Source organism: Streptomyces sp. NBC_01775, from assembly GCF_035917675.1.
In the GTDB taxonomy this organism is placed as follows: Bacteria; Actinomycetota; Actinomycetes; order Streptomycetales; family Streptomycetaceae; genus Streptomyces.
In genome coordinates, this window is sequence record NZ_CP109104.1 from 416,305 (window position 1) to 433,437 (window position 17,133).

Here is a 17,133-nt window from a genome sequence, read left to right on the forward strand (position 1 = left end):
GGACCCGTGCCGGGCCCGCCCCGACGCGTCCTGCGCGCTATCCGGTGGCGTCCACGTACAGGGCGACCGCGCTCCGGGCAGGGAGCGTCAGCTGCGCCGTGCCGCCGTCGGTGACCTCCACCTTCTGGTCGCAGCCGCCCTGCGCCGAGGCCACGTTGCAGTAGCTGCCTGCGGGCAGCGAGGTCTGGAAGGTCCTGCTCAGCTCCCCGTCGCCGTTGTTGACCGCCACGAAGCCCCGGTCGTCCCGGCTGAAGGAGAGCGCGGCCCCCTCGGACCACCAGTCCTTCAATCCGGCGTCACCGACGGCGTTGCGGAAGCCGACCATGCCGGTGATCTCGGGCTTGGCGTGGTTGCCGGTCCAGCCGCTGCCGCCACTGGGCGGTCCGGCGTCGTTGCCGCTGAACTCGTAGCCGGAGTAGACGTTCGGCGAACCGTAGGGGTGCGCCAGCATGAAGAGGTTGGCCAGGGTGTAGGCGGCGCCGTCCTTGTAGCTGAGGGTGGATCCGTTGCGCTCGGTGTCCCAGTTGTCGACGAACGTACGGGCCGAGCCGCCGGCCAGCTTGCCGTCCCCGATGTTCTGGAGCGAGCCGAGTCCCCCGCCCTGGAAGGCGCTCTTGACGTGACGGCCGTAGCGGAACTCGTCGACGTCCCCGAGGCCGGTGTACTCGTCCGGCTGCACGGCCTCGCCCTCGCCGTGGATGACCTCGCTGACCCAGAAGCCCGGACCCTGGGCCATCTTGCCCTTGATGGCCTCGACATCGGCCGCCGCCATGTGCTTGGCCGCGTCGATGCGGAACCCGGCGACACCGAGGGAGCGCAGGTCGTCGAGGTAGCCGGCGATGGCCGAACGCACCTTGTCGCTTCCGGTGTCCAGGTCCGCGAGGCCCACGAGTTCGCAGTTCTGCACATCGTCGCGGCTGGTGTAGTCCTTGATGTCCCGACGGCACGCGTGGAAGTCGCCGTCCTCATAGGTACCGGGGTAGCCGTACTTGGTGTATCGAGTGCCGCCGGTGCCGGTGCCCGAGCCGGAGGACATGTGGTTGACGACCGCGTCGGCGATCACCTTGACGCCGGCCGCGTCGCAGGCCTTGACCATGTTCTGGAAGTCGGTACGGTCGCCGAGCCGTCCAGCGATCTTGTAGCTGACCGGCTGGTAGGAGGTCCACCACTGGTCACCTTGAATGTGCTCGGTGGCGGGTGAGACCTCGACGTAGCCGTATCCGGCGGGGCCGAGCGTGTCCGTGCACTCCTGGCCGACGGACGCGTACGGCCGCTCGAAGAGGGTGGCTGTGACGGTCTTCTCGCCGGGCGGGTCCGCCTGAGCGTGCCAGGGAGTGGCCGCCATCAGGCCGCCCGCCGCCAGCACTGTGGCCGTACTCGCCCCGAGCAGACGTTTTCTCATCGTGCGGCTCCTTCGTCGTACGGGCACGTGGGGTGCCCGGGAAGGCAGCCAGGCGCCTGGGCCGCCGTGGGGGGTGCGAACGGACCCTGGGGAGCGTGCCGTTCGCGGAGGGTACGGTCCGGAGCCTGCCGCCCGCCCATGGACCCGTCAAGAAGCCGTGCAAAATTTTCCAACTTATTTCTGCAAGAATTTGCGACACGGAAGTCCATCCACGGGCAAAGAGAGTCCAAGTCCCCGCCCTTGCGCATCACTGGTCTCAACCACCAGGGTCCTCAGCGGAGTTCTGGAGTTCCACGCATTCCGACATGCAGAGATCTGCGGGAGGCCCGATGAACGACGACCAAGGATTCAGCCGCCGCTCGGTGTTGCGCACGGCCGGCGCCGCCGGTGCCGGGCTCGGCATCGGCGCACTGGGGACGGGGGCCGCCGAAGCCGCTCCCGGCTCGGCGGACGGCGCCCAGGCGGGACAGACACCTGCCGCACCGCCCCGGCAGGGCAAGACGATGATCGGTGTCCCCTTCGAGAGACGCGGCACCGTCCGGGTCGGCATCATCGGCCTGGGACAGCGCGGCGGCAGCATGATCGACCTGTTCCTCGCACTGGAGGGCGTGAGGGTCACAGCCCTGTGCGACCCGGTGCGCGAGAAGACCGAGAAGGCGGCGAAGAAGGTCACCGCCGCGGGTCAGCCCGCTCCCGCCGTCTACACCAAGGGAGACCACGACTTCGAGAAGCTGTGCGCACGCGGCGACCTGGATTTCGTCTACGTCGCCACCCCGTGGGACTGGCACTTCGAGATGGCCAAGATCGCCATGAAGGCCGGCAAGCATGTGGGCGTCGAGTGTCCCATCGCGCTGGAACTGGACCAGCTGTGGGAACTGGTCGACCTCTCCGAACGGACCCGTAAGCACTGCATGCAGCTGGAGAACTGTGTCTACGGGCAGAACGAGATGCGCGTACTGCGCATGGCACATGAGGGACTCTTCGGAGACCTGCTGCACAGCGCAGGCGCCTACCTCCACGATCTGCGCGGGCTGATGTTCGACCCCGACTACTACGAGGGCCCATGGCGCCGCCTGTGGCACACCCGGCTCAGAGGCGACCTCTACCCGAACCACGGCTTCGGCCCCGCCGCCAACTACATGGACGTCAACCGGGGCGACCGCGCCGTCCGCATCTCGACGTTCGGCTCGCCCTCGCTGGGCCTGGCGGCGTACCGCAAGGAGAACATGCCGCCGGACCACGAGAGCTGGAAGGAGACCTATATCGAGAGCGACATGTCGATAAGTCTTGTCCAGACGGCAAAGGGCCGCGTCATCCGGCTGGAGCACGGCGTCTCCAACCCGCACCCTTACTCCCGCCTCAACGTCCTCGGCGGCACCAAGGGCGTCTTCGAGGACTACCCGCCCCGCATCTACCTGGAGCCGGACATGTCAGGGGACGAGTGGGGCGACTTCGACAAGTACAAGGACCTCGACCACTGGCTCTGGAAGGAGCATGCCAATCCGCCCGGCGGGCACGGCGGCATGGACTACATCATGCTCTTCCGGCTGATGCAGTGCATGCGGCTCGGGCTGGTCCCGGACTTCGACGTCTACGACGCCGCGACCTGGACCTCGCCCGTGCCGCTCAGCCACGCCTCCATCAAGGCACACGGCAAGCCTCAGGAGATCCCCGACTTCACCCGGGGACTGTGGAAGAAGGAGCGCGACGGGGTGGACTCGTCCAAGCCCAAGGAGTGACCGCCGGCGCCCGCCCCGGCCGCGGGTGCCGGGGCGCGTCCGGAGGACCTGGACCCATCCGGGCCTGGGCTCATCGGGGGGCCGGGCTCATCCGGAGCCTCGGTGCATCCGGGGCATGGGGCATGGGGCATGGGCTCATCCGGTGAGCGACGCCTTGTCGCCCATCACGACCACCGGATGCTTGGCCGGATCGAGCGTGCGCAGGAGCGTGCTCATGCCGGATTTGGAGAGGCTCACACAGCCTGACGTGCCGCTGCCGTGATCCATATGCAGCCAAATACTGCCCCCCTTGGCCTGACCCTGCGGACGGGCCGGGTCGAGGGGGCTGGTGCCCTTGACGCGGTTGTAGTCGATGGCGATGACGTGGTCGAAGTCGTGCCGCGTCTTCTTCGGCCAGTACGTGGGCGGCGTGAAGGCCGCGGTGTGCGCGTACGGCAGCTTGGCACCCGGGTCGGAGAGTACGCCGCCCGCGTCGGAGAGGGTGAAGACGCCGACCGGGCTGCGCTTGTCGCCCTGGCGGTGGCTGGGCGTCCAGCCCTTCTTGCCATTGTGCGCGGGCCAGCTGCGCTCCTGGCTCCACTTCTTGCCCTGCCGCGAGTACAGGCGGACCTTCGCGTCGGCCGAGTCCTTGCCCCGGCCCTCCACGGCCACGACCTGGTCGCTCTTGGCCGGGATCTTGGACTGGTACTTGTCACCCACACCGGGGATCTTCGTCGGGTCCTGGACGCGCTCCGCCTTCGCGGACGGCTTGGCACCGCCGGAGCCCCCGGACCCGCCGCCGTCCGCGCCACAGCCGGAGAGTACGACGGCCAGCGCCGTGCCCGCCGCTCCCGCGATGAGGGCCGCCTTGGCCTTGGACCGGGCTCTGACCCTGGCTCCGTCCAGGGCACCTGTCCCTCCCCCGGCCGCCCGGCCCCCGCTGATGGCTGCCGGCGCTGCCGCCTTGCCCTTTGTCCGTCCTGCCCCAGGTATGCGCATGTCCTCCATCGTCGCATTGGCCGGATGCTTGCCGCCGCCGGGAAAACCCGTTGATATTCGGCACGTCACGAAGTCAGCCTTTCACGGCACACCTGGCGCTTTCGAGACGATCTGGAACTCCGTGCAGATTCGCGATCTTCCCTACCCCGACCCGGGTGTTCCGGATGTCCGGTCCGGGTTCCGGCTGCTGCTGTGGCTGGGGCGCGGCCAGCTGGGCGGCCAGCTCAAGGCGCTCGCCTGGGGTGTGCTGCATCTGGCCGCCATCGCCTCGTTCCCGGTGGTGGCGGGGGTCGCGGTGAACGCCGTGGTGGACCGCTCGGGTGACCGGCTCGCGCTGACGGGTGCCCTGCTGCTCGCCGTCACTTTGGCCGTGGCGGTGGGCGAGACGATGCTGCACCGCGTGGCGGTGACCAACTGGATCACCGCAGCCGCGCGGGTCCAGCAACTGCTGGCCCGGCGCACGGCGGAGCTGGGCGCGACGCTCACCCGGCGCGTGGCGGCGGGTGAGGTGGTCGCGGTCTCCACGGGTGACATCGAGCGCATCGGATGGTGTGTCGAGGCCGTCTCACGGTTCAGCGCGGCGCTGCTGACGACACTCGGTGTCTGCGCGGCGCTGACGGTCTACCAGCCGCAACTGGGACTTCTCGCCTGTGCGGGAATGCTCGCCCTGGCGCTGACCGTACTGCCGCTGCTGCCCAGGGCCACCCGGCGCGCCGACGTGCAGCGCGAGCGGGCGGGGCGGGCGACAGAACTGGCCGCCGACACGGTCGCCGGGCTGCGCGTCCTGCGCGGCATCGGGGGCGAGGACCTCTTCCTCACGCGGTACCGCGCGGTCTCCCAGCAGGCACGGCACGCTGCCGTGCGGACGGCACGCATGTGGTCGTTCATAGAGGCGCTGCAAGTCGCCCTGCCGGGGCTGCTGTTGGTGGGGGTGGTGTGGTACGGCACACGGCTGGCCCTTGAGGGCCGCATCGCCGTCGGCGAGCTGGTCACGGTCTACGGCGCGGTGACCTTCCTGCTGGTGCCTCTCCAGCTCTTCAGCGAGTTCGCCATGTCGTACTCCTTCTCCCGCCCCTCCGCCGCCCGCGCGGCCCGCGTACTGGCGCTGCGCAGGCCGGAGGCGACGGACGCGGGCTCCGCCAGTGCCGGCGGGGACGCTGACGACGCCGGGAGGCGTGCGTCGGACGGTGAGAAGGGGGAGAAGGAGGCGTCGGACGGCGAGAGGCGGGCGCTGGACGGCAAAGGACAGGTGCTGGACAGCGAAGGTGCGGTGCTGAACAGCGAAGGTGCGGTGCTGGACAGCAAAGGGCCCGAGGCTCTTCGCGAAGGAAGTGCGGGCCGTGGGGGGCTCTACGATCCGGTCACCGGTCTCCATGCCCCGCCGGGGCGGCTCACCGCTGTGGTGTGCGACCCCGACGCGGCCGGACGCCTCGCCGAGCGGCTCGGAGGCCACCCGCTCTCGGTCTCCCCGGAATCCGCCGCCTCGGCAGTGCTCGACGGAGCTCCTCTGGACGCGATGCCTCTGGAGCAGGCCCGTACCCGCGTACTCGTTCAGGACAAGGACCCCGTCCTGCTCTCCGGCACTCTCGCCGAGCTGTTCGACGTTCCCGCCTCCGGTGCTGTGCCGGCCGAGCAGGCCCTGGAGACGGCACAGTGCGCCGATGTCCTGACGGCGCTCGTCCAAGGCAGCCCCGACGCGGAGGGCGATCCCATGCGGGCGCGCATCACCGAACGGGGGCGCTCCCTGTCCGGCGGGCAGCGCCAGCGCCTCGCCCTCGCACGGTCGCTGCTCACAGACCCGGAGGTGCTCGTGCTGGACGAGCCCACTTCCGCCGTCGACTCCCACACCGAGGCCCGTATCGCCCGCGCTCTGGGACAGCTCAGGTCCGGCCGTACCACCGTGGTTCTCACCTCCAGTCCGCTGCTGCTGGACCGAGCCGACCACGCCGTCCTCATCCTCGACGGCACCGCTGCGGCGAGCGGCACCCACCACGAACTGCTCCGCTCCGACGCGGCGTACCGGGCCGCCGTCACCCGCGCACCGGAGAACCACGAATCGGAGCGCCACCGAACGGAGAACCCCAGACCGAAGGAGCCGAGTCCGCATGAGCGCGAACACCGCACGGCACGCGCCTGAGGGGCGGGGCGCGGAGCAGGCGCGGCGCCCCCGCGGGTTCGGCGTGCCCGCGCCCGAGTACGACCCCTCCGCCCCGGAGGACGTCACCACCCTCCCGGTGGGCTCCCCCGCCACGGTCCGCTCCTATGCGAGAGAGCTGCTGCGGCGGCACCGCCGTACGTTCGTGCTGCTGGTCCTCGTGAACAGTGTCGCGGTCATCGCTTCGATGGCGGGGCCACTGCTGCTGGGCGGGCTGGTCGACGATCTGGCCGCCGGCCATCGCGATCTGGGGCTGGGGCGGGTCACGCTGGTGTTCGCCCTGGCGCTGCTCGTCCAGACGGTCTTCACCCAGCAGGTGCGGCTGCGCGGGGCGATGCTGGGCGAGGAGATGCTGGCCGACCTGCGCGAGGACTTCCTCGTACGCTCGGTCGGTCTGCCACCGGGAGTGCTGGAGCGCGCGGGCACCGGGGATCTGCTTTCCCGCATCACCACCGACATCGACCGGCTGGGCGACGCCATGCGCAAGGCGGTACCGCAGCTGGCCATCGCGGTGGTGTGGACGGCGCTGCTGCTGGCTGCCCTCTGTATCACCGCGCCACCGCTGGCACTGACCGTGCTGATCGCGCTGCCCGTGCTGGTGCCCGGCTGCTACTGGTATTTCCGCCGCGCGGCGCACGCCTACCGCGCCGAGTCCGCCGGCTACGCGGCCGTGGCCGCCGCCCTCGCGGAGAGCGTGGACGCGGGCAGGACGGTGGAGGCGCACCGGCTCGGCGGCCGGCGGGTGGCGCTGTCCGAGCGGAGGATCGCGGAGTGGACGGCTTGGGAGCGCAGGACGCTGTGGCTGCGCAGCGTCCTCTTCCCCACCGTCAACCTCAGCAACATGCTGATCATGGGCGGGGTGCTGGTGCTCGGCGGGATCCTCGTCCTCCACGGGTGGCTCGGCGTCGGACAGCTGACCACGGGCGCGCTGCTGGCCCAGATGCTGGTGGAGCCGGTCGGGCTCATCCTGCGCTGGTACGACGAACTCCAGGTCGCCCAGGTGTCGCTGGCCCGCCTCGTCGGCGTGCGGGAGATCGAGCCGGACGGTAGCGACAGCGCGCGCTCTCCCCAGGACAGGACGATGCAAGCTTCGAGGGTGCGGTTCGGCTACCACGAAGGCGTCGACGTGCTGCACGAAGTCACCCTGAAGGTCGCGCCGGGCTCGCGGGTGGCGCTGGTCGGTCCCTCGGGCGCGGGCAAGTCCACCCTGGGACGGCTGCTGGCCGGGATCTACGCTCCGCGGCGCGGGGAGGTCACGCTCGGCGGCTCGGAGCTGAGCGGGATGTCGGCCGAGGCGATCCGCCGCCATGTCGCACTGGTCAACCAGGAGCACCACGTCTTCGTCGGTTCCCTGCGCGACAACCTCCTCCTGGCCCGCCAGGACGCCGGGGACGCCGAGCTGTGGGCCGCCCTGGGCGCCATGGACGCGGACGGGTGGGCGCGGGCGCTGGGCGCCGGGCTGGACAGCGAGGTGGGCTCGGGCGGGCTCGTCGTCACCCCGGCCCAGGCCCAGCAGATCGCGCTGGCCCGGCTCGTGCTGGCCGACCCGCACACGCTCGTGCTGGACGAGGCGACCTCGCTGCTCGATCCGCGCGCCGCACGGGACTTGGAGCGTTCGCTCGCACAGGTCCTGGAAGGGCGGACGGTGGTGGCCATCGCACACCGTCTGCACACCGCACATGACGCGGACGTGATCGCCGTGGTGGAGGACGGCCGTATCAGCGAACTGGGCAGCCACGACGAGCTGGTGGCCGCCGACGGCCCGTACGCCGCCTTGTGGCGATCCTGGCACGGGTGAGGGTGCGGCCCGGCTCAGCCTCCTATGAACCCCAGCGCGACCAGGCTGCCGACGCCACCGAGCAGCATGAAGGCGGGCATCAGTATGTTGCTCTCCACCCAGGCACCCGCGCGGAAGCGCATGAACCGGGGTGTGCCCAGCGGATACCAGCGCTTGCCCGCTATCGGGATCGGCCACAGAAACGGGCAGCCGGAGACCGTGAGGGCGTCCCCGATGTTGTGCACCATCGACCCGAGCACGATCGGCAGGCCCAGCCAGAGATATTCCTGACCGTCCCCGGTGAACAGCCAGTCCGAGCCGTTGCCCGGCTGGTCCAGCACCCCAGCCAGGATCCAGGCGCCGGCGGCACCCAGCAGCCACACCAGCACGTCGCTGGAGACCCGCGCCATCCGCCACAGCAGCCCTTCGACGGCCAGCACCATGTGGATGAACAGGATGACCAGCACAGCCCACCGGTCCCAGAAGACAGCAGCGGCCGAGAAACCCGCGCCTATGAAGACGGCCCAGGGCCAGGTGTGGGTGAGCGTGCGGTGCCCTCCTGAACGGCGTCGCTCCCCTCTGGAGCGGGTGCCGTTGTAGACGGCGGTGGACAGCACGTCGATCACCCCGCACAGCGCGTGCGAGATCGGTCCGAAGGCCCGTGAGATGGTCGCGGACTTCTGGTCCAGGTCCGGAGCCAGAGCGGCGCCGGCGCAGATCAGCGCGCCCACGACCACCACCGGCCACGGCATCGGATGATCCAGCGCCGCCGCCGCTGCCCCCACTCCCAGCCAGGCAGCGGCTCCCGACAGCGAGTGCGCCGGTCCCATCATGCGTATCCCCGCCCTGTCCTGTGTGTCGCGTCTGTCGCGGTTCCGCCGCCGGGCGCGTGTCTGCCGTCAGGGAACCGTCCGGTACGCGGAAGGTGCCCGGCGCACTCGTCCCGCGCTTCTCAGGTTCTGACGCCCGGTCGGCGACACAGCGTAGCGCTGAATGATCACGCGCAGACCACCGGTTCCCTGATCGGAGACCACAGAAGGCAGTATGGGGGGCGTGACAGCCACCCTTATCGATCAGATGCCGAGCGACGCCGATCCTGATGCCCTCTTCGAGACCTTCTCCAGTTGGGCGGAGGAGCGCGGTATCTCTTTGTACCCCGCCCAGGAGGAGGCGCTGATCGAGGTGGTCTCGGGGGCGAACGTGATCTTGTCGACCCCGACGGGCTCGGGCAAGAGTCTGGTCGCCGCGGGGGCTCACTACACCGCGCTCGCCCAGGACAAGGTCACCTTCTACACCGCGCCGATCAAGGCGCTGGTCTCGGAGAAGTTCTTCGACCTGTGCAAGCTCTTCGGCACCGAGAACGTCGGCATGCTCACCGGTGACGCCTCGGTCAACGCGGACGCGCCCGTCATCTGCTGCACGGCCGAGGTGCTGGCTTCCATCGCGCTGCGCGACGGGGCTGACGCCGACATCGGCCAGGTCGTGATGGACGAGTTCCACTTCTACGCCGAGCCGGATCGTGGCTGGGCCTGGCAGATCCCGCTGCTGGAGCTGCCCCAGGTGCAGTTCGTTCTCATGTCGGCGACGCTGGGTGATGTCAGCCGCTTCGAGGAGGACCTGACGCGCCGCACGGGAAAGCCGACCGCCGTGGTGCGCTCCGCCACCCGCCCAGTGCCGCTCTCGTACGAATACCGCACGACGACCCTGACCGAGACGCTGACCGAACTTCTGGAGACCCATCAGGCTCCGGTCTACATCGTGCACTTCACCCAGGCGCAGGCGGTGGAGCGGGCGCAGGCCCTGATGAGTATCAACATGTCGACCCGCGCGGAGAAGGACGAGATCGCCAAGGTCATCGGCAACTTCCGCTTCACGACGAAGTTCGGCCGTAACCTGTCGCGCTACGTCAGGCACGGCATCGGCGTGCACCACGCGGGCATGCTGCCCAAATACCGGCGCCTGGTGGAGCGCCTCGCCCAGGCCGGCCTGCTGAAGGTCATCTGTGGCACCGACACTCTGGGCGTCGGGGTCAACGTCCCCATCCGCACCGTCTTGTTCACGGCTTTGTCCAAGTACGACGGCAGCCGGGTACGGACGCTGCGTGCCCGCGAGTTCCACCAGATCGCGGGGCGCGCGGGGCGCGCGGGATTCGACACCTCGGGTTTCGTCGTCGCCCAGGCGCCCGAGCACGTGGTGGAGAACGAGAAGGCGCTCGCCAAGGCCGGGGACGATCCGAAGAAGCGCCGCAAGGTCGTGCGCAAAAAGGCACCCGAGGGTTTCGTCAACTGGAGCCACCAGACCTTCGAGAAGCTGATCGCCTCCGAGCCGGAGCCGCTGAACTCCCGCTTCCGGGTCACTCACGCGATGCTGCTGTCGGTGATCGCCCGGCCCGGCAACGCGTTCGTCCAGATGCGGAAGCTGCTGGAGGACAACCACGAGGACCGCCGCTCCCAGCTGCGGCACATCCGGCGGGCCATCGCCATCTACCGCTCCCTGCTGGACGGCGGCATCGTCGAGCGGCTGGAGGAGCCGGACGCCGAGGGCCGCACCATCCGACTGACCGTGGATCTCCAGCAGAACTTCGCCCTCAACCAGCCACTGTCCACCTTCGCGCTCGCCGCCTTCGAGCTTCTGGACCCCGAATCGCCCTCCTACGCGCTGGACATGGTCTCCGTCGTGGAATCCACTCTGGATGATCCGCGTCAGATCCTGGCCGCGCAGATGAACAAGGCCAAGGGCGAGGCCGTGGCGCAGATGAAGGCCGACGGGATCGAGTACGAGGAGCGGATGGAGCGGCTGATGGACATCGGCTACCCCCAGCCGCTGGAGGAACTGCTCTTCCACGCCTACGGGCTGTACCGCAAGTCCCACCCGTGGGTCGGTGACCACCCGCTGTCGCCGAAGTCGGTCATCCGCGACATGTACGAACGGGCGATGACCTTCGGCGAGTTCGTCTCCTTCTACGAACTCGCCCGCACCGAGGGCATCGTCCTGCGCTACCTGGCCAGCGCCTACAAGGCCCTGGAGCACACCGTCCCGGACGACCTGAAGTCGGAGGACTTCGAGGACATCATCGAGTGGCTCGGAGAGATGGTCAGGCAGGTCGACTCCAGCCTGCTGGACGAGTGGGAGCAGCTGGCCAACCCGGAGGACGAGACCGCCGAGGAGGCCCAGGAGCGCGCCGACCAGGTCAAGCCGGTCACGGCGAACCCGCGCGCCTTCCGGGTCCTGGTGCGCAACGCGATGTTCCGCAGGGTGGAGCTGGCCGCCCTCGACAAGGTGGCGGAGCTGGGCGATCTGGACGGTGAGGCGGGCTGGGACACGGACGCCTGGGCCGAGGCAATGGACTCCTACTGGGACGAGTACGAGGACCTGGGGACGGGCCCCGACGCCCGCGGTCCGAAACTGCTGCGGATCGAGGAGGTGCCGGAGGACCGGCTGTGGCGCGTCCGGCAGACTTTCGCCGATCCTCGTGGCGATCATGACTGGGGCATCTCGGCCGAGGTCGATCTTGTCGCCTCGGACGAGGAGGGGCGCGCGGTGGTCAAGGTGACCGACGTGGGCCAGCTGTGAGCACGGCACCGCACGCGGGGAACGCGTCGCAAGCGAGAGAGGACCTGATGACATGACCGGGCCCAGTCCCGCCGAACGCCTTGTCGACCTGCTGAACCTGGAAGAGATCGACCTCAACATCTTCCGTGGCCACAGCCCCGAGGAATCCCTCCAGCGGGTCTTCGGCGGCCAGGTCGCGGGGCAGGCGCTCGTGGCGGCAGGCCGCACCGTTGACGACCGGCGGCCGGTGCACTCGCTCCATGCGTACTTCCTCCGCCCGGGCATCCCCGGGGTCCCCATCGTGTACCAGGTGGAGCGGGTCAGGGACGGCAGGTCTTTCACCACCCGCCGGGTCATCGCCGTCCAGCGCGGCCGGACCATCTTCAATCTGACTGCCTCCTTCCACCATCCCGAACCTGGGTTCGAGCACCAGCTGCCGATGCCCGACGTGCCCGATCCCGAGAGCCTGCCGAAGCTCGCGGACGAGATCCGCGAGCATCTGGGCTCGCTTCCTGTGCCGTTGGAGCGCATGGCCCGCCGCCAAGCCTTCGATCTGCGCTATGTGGAGCGGCTGCGCTGGAGCCCTGCCGAGCTGAAGGGCGTCGAGCCGCGCAGCGCCGTGTGGATGCGCGCCATCGGCTCACTCGGTGAGGACCCGCTGGTGCACACCTGCGCGCTGACCTATGCCAGCGACATGACGCTGCTGGACGCGGTGCGCCTCCCCGTCGAGCCGCTGTGGGGGCCGAGGGGCTTCGACACCGCCTCGCTGGACCACGCGATGTGGTTCCACCGGCCGTTCCGCGCCGACGAGTGGTTCCTCTACCAGCAGGAGTCACCCATCGCCACGGGTGCGCGTGGGCTGGCGCGGGGCCAGATCTACGACCGCGAGGGCAAATTGATCGTTTCGGTGATGCAGGAGGGGCTCTTCCGCCCGCACGCGCCGGACCAGCCCGCACCTCCTCAGCGGCAGCCCCAGCCTCAGCAGTAGGGCCGGACACCCCGCTGACCGGCCAGCGCGCGCTCGCCCGCTCCGTCGGCCTTTTCCACGGGCGCCGCGCCCGCGTAGGCCGTTCACCGAGCCGGGCGCACTGCGGGCTTCTCCCTCCGCCCTCGCAGGGACCAGCGCCTTCGCTGCCCAGCCGCCGTCGGAGGCGCCGTCACCGGATGCGGAGTGCCGGGATCCGGCCGTGCGGAGCCGGGCGCGGCCTCGGGCAGCGCCGGGTCCGCGAGTGCAGGCGCGGGCGCGCCTTCGGTGACCGGCCTCTCCTCGGGTTCCGTACGCGCGTCCGCGGCGCGGGCGGTCTCCAGGTCGGCGTGGAGCATCAGCCGGAGCCAGCGAATCTCCTCCTCGCCTTCGGCCAGGCAGACTTCCTCCAGCGCGTCCCTCGTGGCCTCCGACTCGCTGCGCCCCTCCACCAGCCGCGGCCGAAGCACCGCCAGCCGCGCACGCTCACCGGGGTCGGGCACGGTCTGTGCCAGCGTGTCGTCATCCAGCACACTCGCCCGCACCGCCGCACGCTCCCACGGGCTGCCTGCCTGAGAGGCGAGCTGCCGCACCCGGCGGCTGCGCCAGCGGCCCGCCCGGTGATCGGCACCGTGATCCAGCCCGGCCCGCAGCCCCTCGGCCAGCCGCCCTGCCAGCAGCGCCGGGTTCCGCTCGCCGAATTCCCTCAGCTCCTCGGCGAGATAGAGCCAGACGACGTTGCGATAGCGGTTGACGTAGAGCTTCACCGGGCTGAAGCAGCCTGCCCGCGCCAGACGTACGAAGCGGGAAGGACTGATGGCCAGCAGCTCCGACGCCTCCCCCGTCCCGACGACCCGCAGCCGCTCGCGCAGACTGTCGGGGAAGCCCTCTGCGCTGTGCAAACGGTCGAGCTCCTCGCGCGCCACCCTGCGGGGACCTCCCGGAGCCCCTGGCACGGTGCGGACCTCGCCCGTCTGCACCGCCAACTCCAGCTCCCTGGGCCGCAGACCCAACTCCTTCGCAGCCGCGCGCAGCCCTACGTTCGCCGTGCTCCCCACGGCGCTTCCGGCACGGTCCTGTGCGAACTCCATTCGCATGTCGTCATCCCCCGCTGTCGTCCAACTACCTTGCGCAACGACGATAGCGGGCCGCCGGCCTCCCCCGCAGAGCCTGTGGATAACTTTGCAGAACCGCAGCTCAGGTGCCGTTCCGCACTCCAACGCCCAGGTGTTCACCGACCCGGTTCACCAACAGCGTCATCTCGTAGGCGACCTGGCCGATATCGGCTTCGGCGCCCGCGAGCACGCACAGACAGCTCCCGTCCCCCGCCGCCGTCACGAAAAGCACTCCCTCATCGAACTCGATCATGGTCTGGCGTACCCGCCCGGCTCTGAAGTGCTGTCCGGACCCCTTGGCCAAGCTATGGAGGCCGGAGGAGACCGCCGCCAGGTGTTCCGCGTCCTCGCGGTCGAGGTCGTGACTGCTGCCCGTTACGAGTCCGTCGTTGGAGAGGACCAGCGCGTGCCGGACCGACGAGATCCGCTTCGTTAGGTCGTCCAGCAACCAGTCGAGTCCCGTGTTCAGTGCCACCCCGCTGCCCCCTAATCCTCTGCATCTGCCGTGCCACCCTTACCCACGAGAGCACCCTGAGCAACCACTGGGCATCCTTCGGCCGGGCCTGGTTACACCCCTGTCGCTCCTGTCACAGACACGTCGAAGAAGGGGGACCCGGACCGCCGTCGCACGGCATGTTCGAGCAGGCGGACGAGTACCTCCTTGGCCGCGTCGCGATCACGCGCGTCACACAGCACCACGGGGGTCCCACCCCGCAGGTCCAGCGCCGCCAAGACCTCCTGGGCCGAGTGGGAGCGGTCGGTGGCACAGCAGTTGACGAGGACGACGAATGGGATACTCCGGTGCTCGAAGTAGTCGACGGCCGGGAAACACCTCTCCAGGCTGCGGGTGTCCGCGAGCACCACCGCTCCCAGCGCGCCGGCCGCCAGTTCGTCCCACAGGTACCAGAACCGTTCATGGGCGCATGCGGCGAAGAGGTACAGTGCAGGACCGTCGGCCAGCGCAACCCGTCCGAACTCCAGGACGACGGTGCGCCCTCCCGGCGCTTCGGCACGCAGAGCGTGCGGTGAGCTCAGGGCACGGATAAAGCTGGTCTTGCCCGCTCCCGGTGCACCCGCGACCAGCACTTTCAGCGCCGTTCGTCCCTCCTCGAACCGTGTGCCCGCTCCGTCAGAGTGCCCGGATGCCATCAATGACCTCGCTCAGAACAGCTGCATCTGCCGGGCGGCTGGGCACGAACGAACCGGGTGGGCGGACGCTCACATGGCCGCGCCGGTGCAGATCACCGAGCAGGACCCGCACCACGCCCAAGGGCAGGGCCGTAGCCGCCGCCAGCTCGGCCAGCGAAAGCGGTCCCTGCGCGCAGATGTCGAGCAGCGTCTCGTGCTGAGGGCCGAGCATCCGGTCGGCCACCCCTTTGGAGACGGCCTCTATCCCGGCCAGCAGATCCAGCTCCACGGGCTCCCCGCCCTCCTCGTCCGCGGTGTAGGGGCGAGCGACCGGACCGGCCGCCGCGTCGTACCACCGGTCCTCTCCGCGGCCCCTCACCGGCCGAGGACGCCTGGGAACCGGAGAGCGGGAACATGCGCCGGGCTGGGCCGGGACCGCGACGAGAGGATTCCGGATGCCCTCGAACGCTCAGGGGAATCAGCCGTTCTGCGTCCGTGCGGATCGGTCAGGTGTCTCATGGTGAGGGACGCTAGTTCGGAAGGGAGAGCACGCCGGGGGCATTACGGAAGCAGCCGGAATTCGACAGGGAGATGTACGCCGTCGACCGGTCTGGTTCCGTACCTGAAGATCTGAGGCGCGATGATGGCCGGATGGAGCACCGCATGACAGAAGGCAGAGCAGCGGTACGGGCATTCTTCACCGAGCGGGCCGCCCACTGGGACGCGCGCTTCCCCCACGACGGACCGGCCTACGCGGCGGCGGTGGCGGCGCTGGATCTGCCACGCGGGGCCTCGGTGCTGGACGCGGGCTGCGGCACCGGGCGGGCGCTGCCCACACTGCGGCAAGCTGTCGGGCAAGAGGGCACGGTGCTGGGCGCCGATCTCACCCCGGCGATGCTGGACGAGGCCGTACGCAAGGGACGCGGTCGCGACGCCGCCCTCGTGATCGCGGATGTCTCCCAGCTTCCGCTGGGCGACGATCGGCTGGACGCCGTCTTCGGCGCCGGACTCATCTCACACCTGCCAGGTGCGGAGAGCGGACTTCGGGAACTCGCCCGCGTCGTACGCCCCGAGGGGCAGCTCGCGCTCTTCCATCCGGTGGGACGAGCCGCCCTCGCGGCCCGTCAGGGGCGGCAGATCACCCCCGACGATGTGCGGGCGGAGCCTGTGCTGCGCCCGCTGCTGGCCGCTGCCGGATGGCGGCTGGTGTCGTATGTGGACGAGGACGACCGCTATCTCGCACTGGCGGTACGGGAGTCGCGGGGCTCTTGACGGGTCGAAGCGCATTCCGCCCCGTCAGGTCCCTCCTTCAGGGGTTCTTCTGTCCCCTGATGTGCCGCACCGGGCAAGCGGAAGGCCCCTGGCCGCCCTTGCCCTGGGCACGGCCGTCCTCCCCGGGTTCCTGGCCGTTGCCCGGGAAAGTGCCGAGGCCTGCGAGACGGTAGCCCTTCGGGTAGCCCGGGTAGCTCTTGATCTCCGGGTTCTGCCGCGCGAAGTGCGGGCGACGGCGGGGCGGCATCAGCCGCACGCCGCGCCCCCGCAGCCTCAGCGCTGCGCGTACCAGCCGACGGGTGGCCGCACTGGGCTGCTCATAGCGGAAGGCCCGCAACAGCGAGTCGTCCAGCAGTGCCGTGCTCGCGCTCCGTACCAGCGGCGCGAGCGGAGCCGGGTACCAGGAAGCCATCAGTGCGAGTGTGGCGTCCGAGACCTGCCGTGCGCGCTCGTCCCAGCCGAAGTGCGCGTCCTCATAGTCATCCAGACACTTCTCGAACTCCTCATAGGTGCGCGGCGGCTCCTGGATTCCCATGTGCCGTCCCAGGGTGCGGTAGTAGTACGCGGTCGCGCTCAGTTCGTGGCCGGTGAGGCGGCGCCATCCGAATGCGTCGAGCCAGCGCTTCGGCATCACCACGAAGGTGCACAGCACGTAGCGCATGTCGTCGTTGGAGATCTCGTAGGAGCGGTGCATCCGATTGATCCGCCGGATGGCGGTGCGTCCGTTGACGCTGTCGAAGCCGTGCTCGACGACGGCGTCCAGGAGAAGCACGGTGTCGTCGTAGCGCTTCTGGGGCCGGTCCGTCAGCTCCGCCGTCTCGGCCAGCAGCCGTCCGATGCTGGGCACGGCGTAGGTGCGGTAGAGGGCTACTTCAAGTGCACGGGCGAGGTCCCAGGGAAATTCGTACACCGCGATCAGACGGTAGATCTCGTGACAGTCCTTCTCCGGGTCGAGCCGCAGAATGTGCTTCAACCGGTCGTAACGCCGCACGTCACGTCCTCCTCCTGTCGGATTCCCGCGTCTGTTGCGGAACCGCTCTTGAGGCTATGG

General features: G+C 69.7%; 14 protein-coding genes. 6 read left to right on the forward strand and 8 right to left on the reverse strand.

Going from position 1 to position 17,133, the window contains the following annotated elements; translation table 11 throughout:
- Positions 1–37: 37 nt before the first annotated feature.
- Positions 38–1,402, reverse strand: a complete 1,365-nt coding sequence (locus OHB04_RS01990) for an alpha-amylase (RefSeq protein WP_326806607.1) — start codon at positions 1,400–1,402, stop codon at positions 38–40.
- Between the two features lie 329 nt (positions 1,403–1,731).
- On the opposite strand from OHB04_RS01990, the gene OHB04_RS01995 reads away from it, so the two are divergent.
- A complete protein-coding gene (locus OHB04_RS01995; protein ID WP_326806608.1) occupies positions 1,732–3,141 on the forward strand; it encodes a Gfo/Idh/MocA family protein in 1,410 nt (469 codons plus the stop codon).
- A 135-nt stretch (positions 3,142–3,276) separates the two neighbouring features.
- Here the strand turns inward: OHB04_RS01995 and OHB04_RS02000 are convergent, their stop codons facing one another.
- Positions 3,277–4,119 (reverse strand): L,D-transpeptidase family protein, encoded by an 843-nt coding sequence (locus OHB04_RS02000; protein WP_326686020.1) that lies wholly within the window; start codon positions 4,117–4,119, stop codon positions 3,277–3,279.
- A 121-nt stretch (positions 4,120–4,240) separates the two neighbouring features.
- Between OHB04_RS02000 and OHB04_RS02005 the strand changes: the two genes are divergently transcribed.
- Both OHB04_RS02005 and OHB04_RS02010 read left to right on the forward strand, forming a co-directional pair.
- Complete coding sequence (locus OHB04_RS02005; protein WP_326806609.1) at positions 4,241–6,256, forward strand: ABC transporter ATP-binding protein; 2,016 nt, start codon at positions 4,241–4,243, stop codon at positions 6,254–6,256.
- On the forward strand, positions 6,225–8,072 hold the full coding sequence (locus OHB04_RS02010) for an ABC transporter ATP-binding protein (protein ID WP_326806610.1): 1,848 nt from the start codon (positions 6,225–6,227) through the stop codon (positions 8,070–8,072). The genes OHB04_RS02005 and OHB04_RS02010 overlap by 32 nt, the downstream gene beginning before the upstream one ends.
- Before the next feature lie 14 nt (positions 8,073–8,086).
- Here the strand turns inward: OHB04_RS02010 and OHB04_RS02015 are convergent, their stop codons facing one another.
- Positions 8,087–8,884: a metal-dependent hydrolase gene (locus OHB04_RS02015; protein WP_326686023.1), complete on the reverse strand. Its 798-nt coding sequence runs from the start codon at positions 8,882–8,884 to the stop codon at positions 8,087–8,089.
- A 211-nt stretch (positions 8,885–9,095) separates the two neighbouring features.
- Between OHB04_RS02015 and OHB04_RS02020 the strand changes: the two genes are divergently transcribed.
- Both OHB04_RS02020 and OHB04_RS02025 read left to right on the forward strand, forming a co-directional pair.
- On the forward strand, positions 9,096–11,624 hold the full coding sequence (locus OHB04_RS02020) for a DEAD/DEAH box helicase (RefSeq protein WP_326806611.1): 2,529 nt from the start codon (positions 9,096–9,098) through the stop codon (positions 11,622–11,624).
- Positions 11,625–11,676: 52 nt separating this feature from the next.
- A complete protein-coding gene (locus tag OHB04_RS02025) occupies positions 11,677–12,591 on the forward strand; it encodes an acyl-CoA thioesterase (protein ID WP_326686025.1) in 915 nt (304 codons plus the stop codon).
- Positions 12,592–12,674: 83 nt separating this feature from the next.
- On the opposite strand, the gene OHB04_RS02030 is transcribed toward OHB04_RS02025, so the two are convergent.
- From OHB04_RS02030 to OHB04_RS02045, 4 genes are all read right to left on the reverse strand, one after another.
- The gene (locus tag OHB04_RS02030) at positions 12,675–13,664 is read right to left on the reverse strand and encodes a DUF6397 family protein (protein WP_326686026.1); all 990 of its coding nucleotides are present in this window, start codon (positions 13,662–13,664) and stop codon (positions 12,675–12,677) included.
- Positions 13,665–13,764: 100 nt separating this feature from the next.
- Positions 13,765–14,157: a roadblock/LC7 domain-containing protein gene (locus OHB04_RS02035; RefSeq protein ID WP_326686027.1), complete on the reverse strand. Its 393-nt coding sequence runs from the start codon at positions 14,155–14,157 to the stop codon at positions 13,765–13,767.
- Between the two features lie 92 nt (positions 14,158–14,249).
- Positions 14,250–14,831, reverse strand: a complete 582-nt coding sequence (locus OHB04_RS02040) for a GTP-binding protein (RefSeq protein ID WP_326806612.1) — start codon at positions 14,829–14,831, stop codon at positions 14,250–14,252.
- Positions 14,812–15,189 carry a DUF742 domain-containing protein gene (locus OHB04_RS02045; RefSeq protein WP_326806613.1) on the reverse strand — a complete coding sequence of 126 codons (378 nt, stop codon included), beginning with the start codon at positions 15,187–15,189 and terminating at the stop codon, positions 14,812–14,814. The genes OHB04_RS02040 and OHB04_RS02045 overlap by 20 nt, the downstream gene beginning before the upstream one ends.
- A gap of 284 nt (positions 15,190–15,473) precedes the next feature.
- Between OHB04_RS02045 and OHB04_RS02050 the strand changes: the two genes are divergently transcribed.
- Positions 15,474–16,082, forward strand: coding sequence for a class I SAM-dependent methyltransferase (locus OHB04_RS02050; RefSeq protein ID WP_326686030.1), 609 nt, complete (start codon positions 15,474–15,476; stop codon positions 16,080–16,082).
- A 37-nt stretch (positions 16,083–16,119) separates the two neighbouring features.
- Here OHB04_RS02050 and OHB04_RS02055 read toward each other — a convergent pair whose 3' ends face one another.
- A complete protein-coding gene (locus OHB04_RS02055; RefSeq protein WP_326686031.1) occupies positions 16,120–17,073 on the reverse strand; it encodes an oxygenase MpaB family protein in 954 nt (317 codons plus the stop codon).
- Positions 17,074–17,133 lie beyond the last annotated feature (60 nt).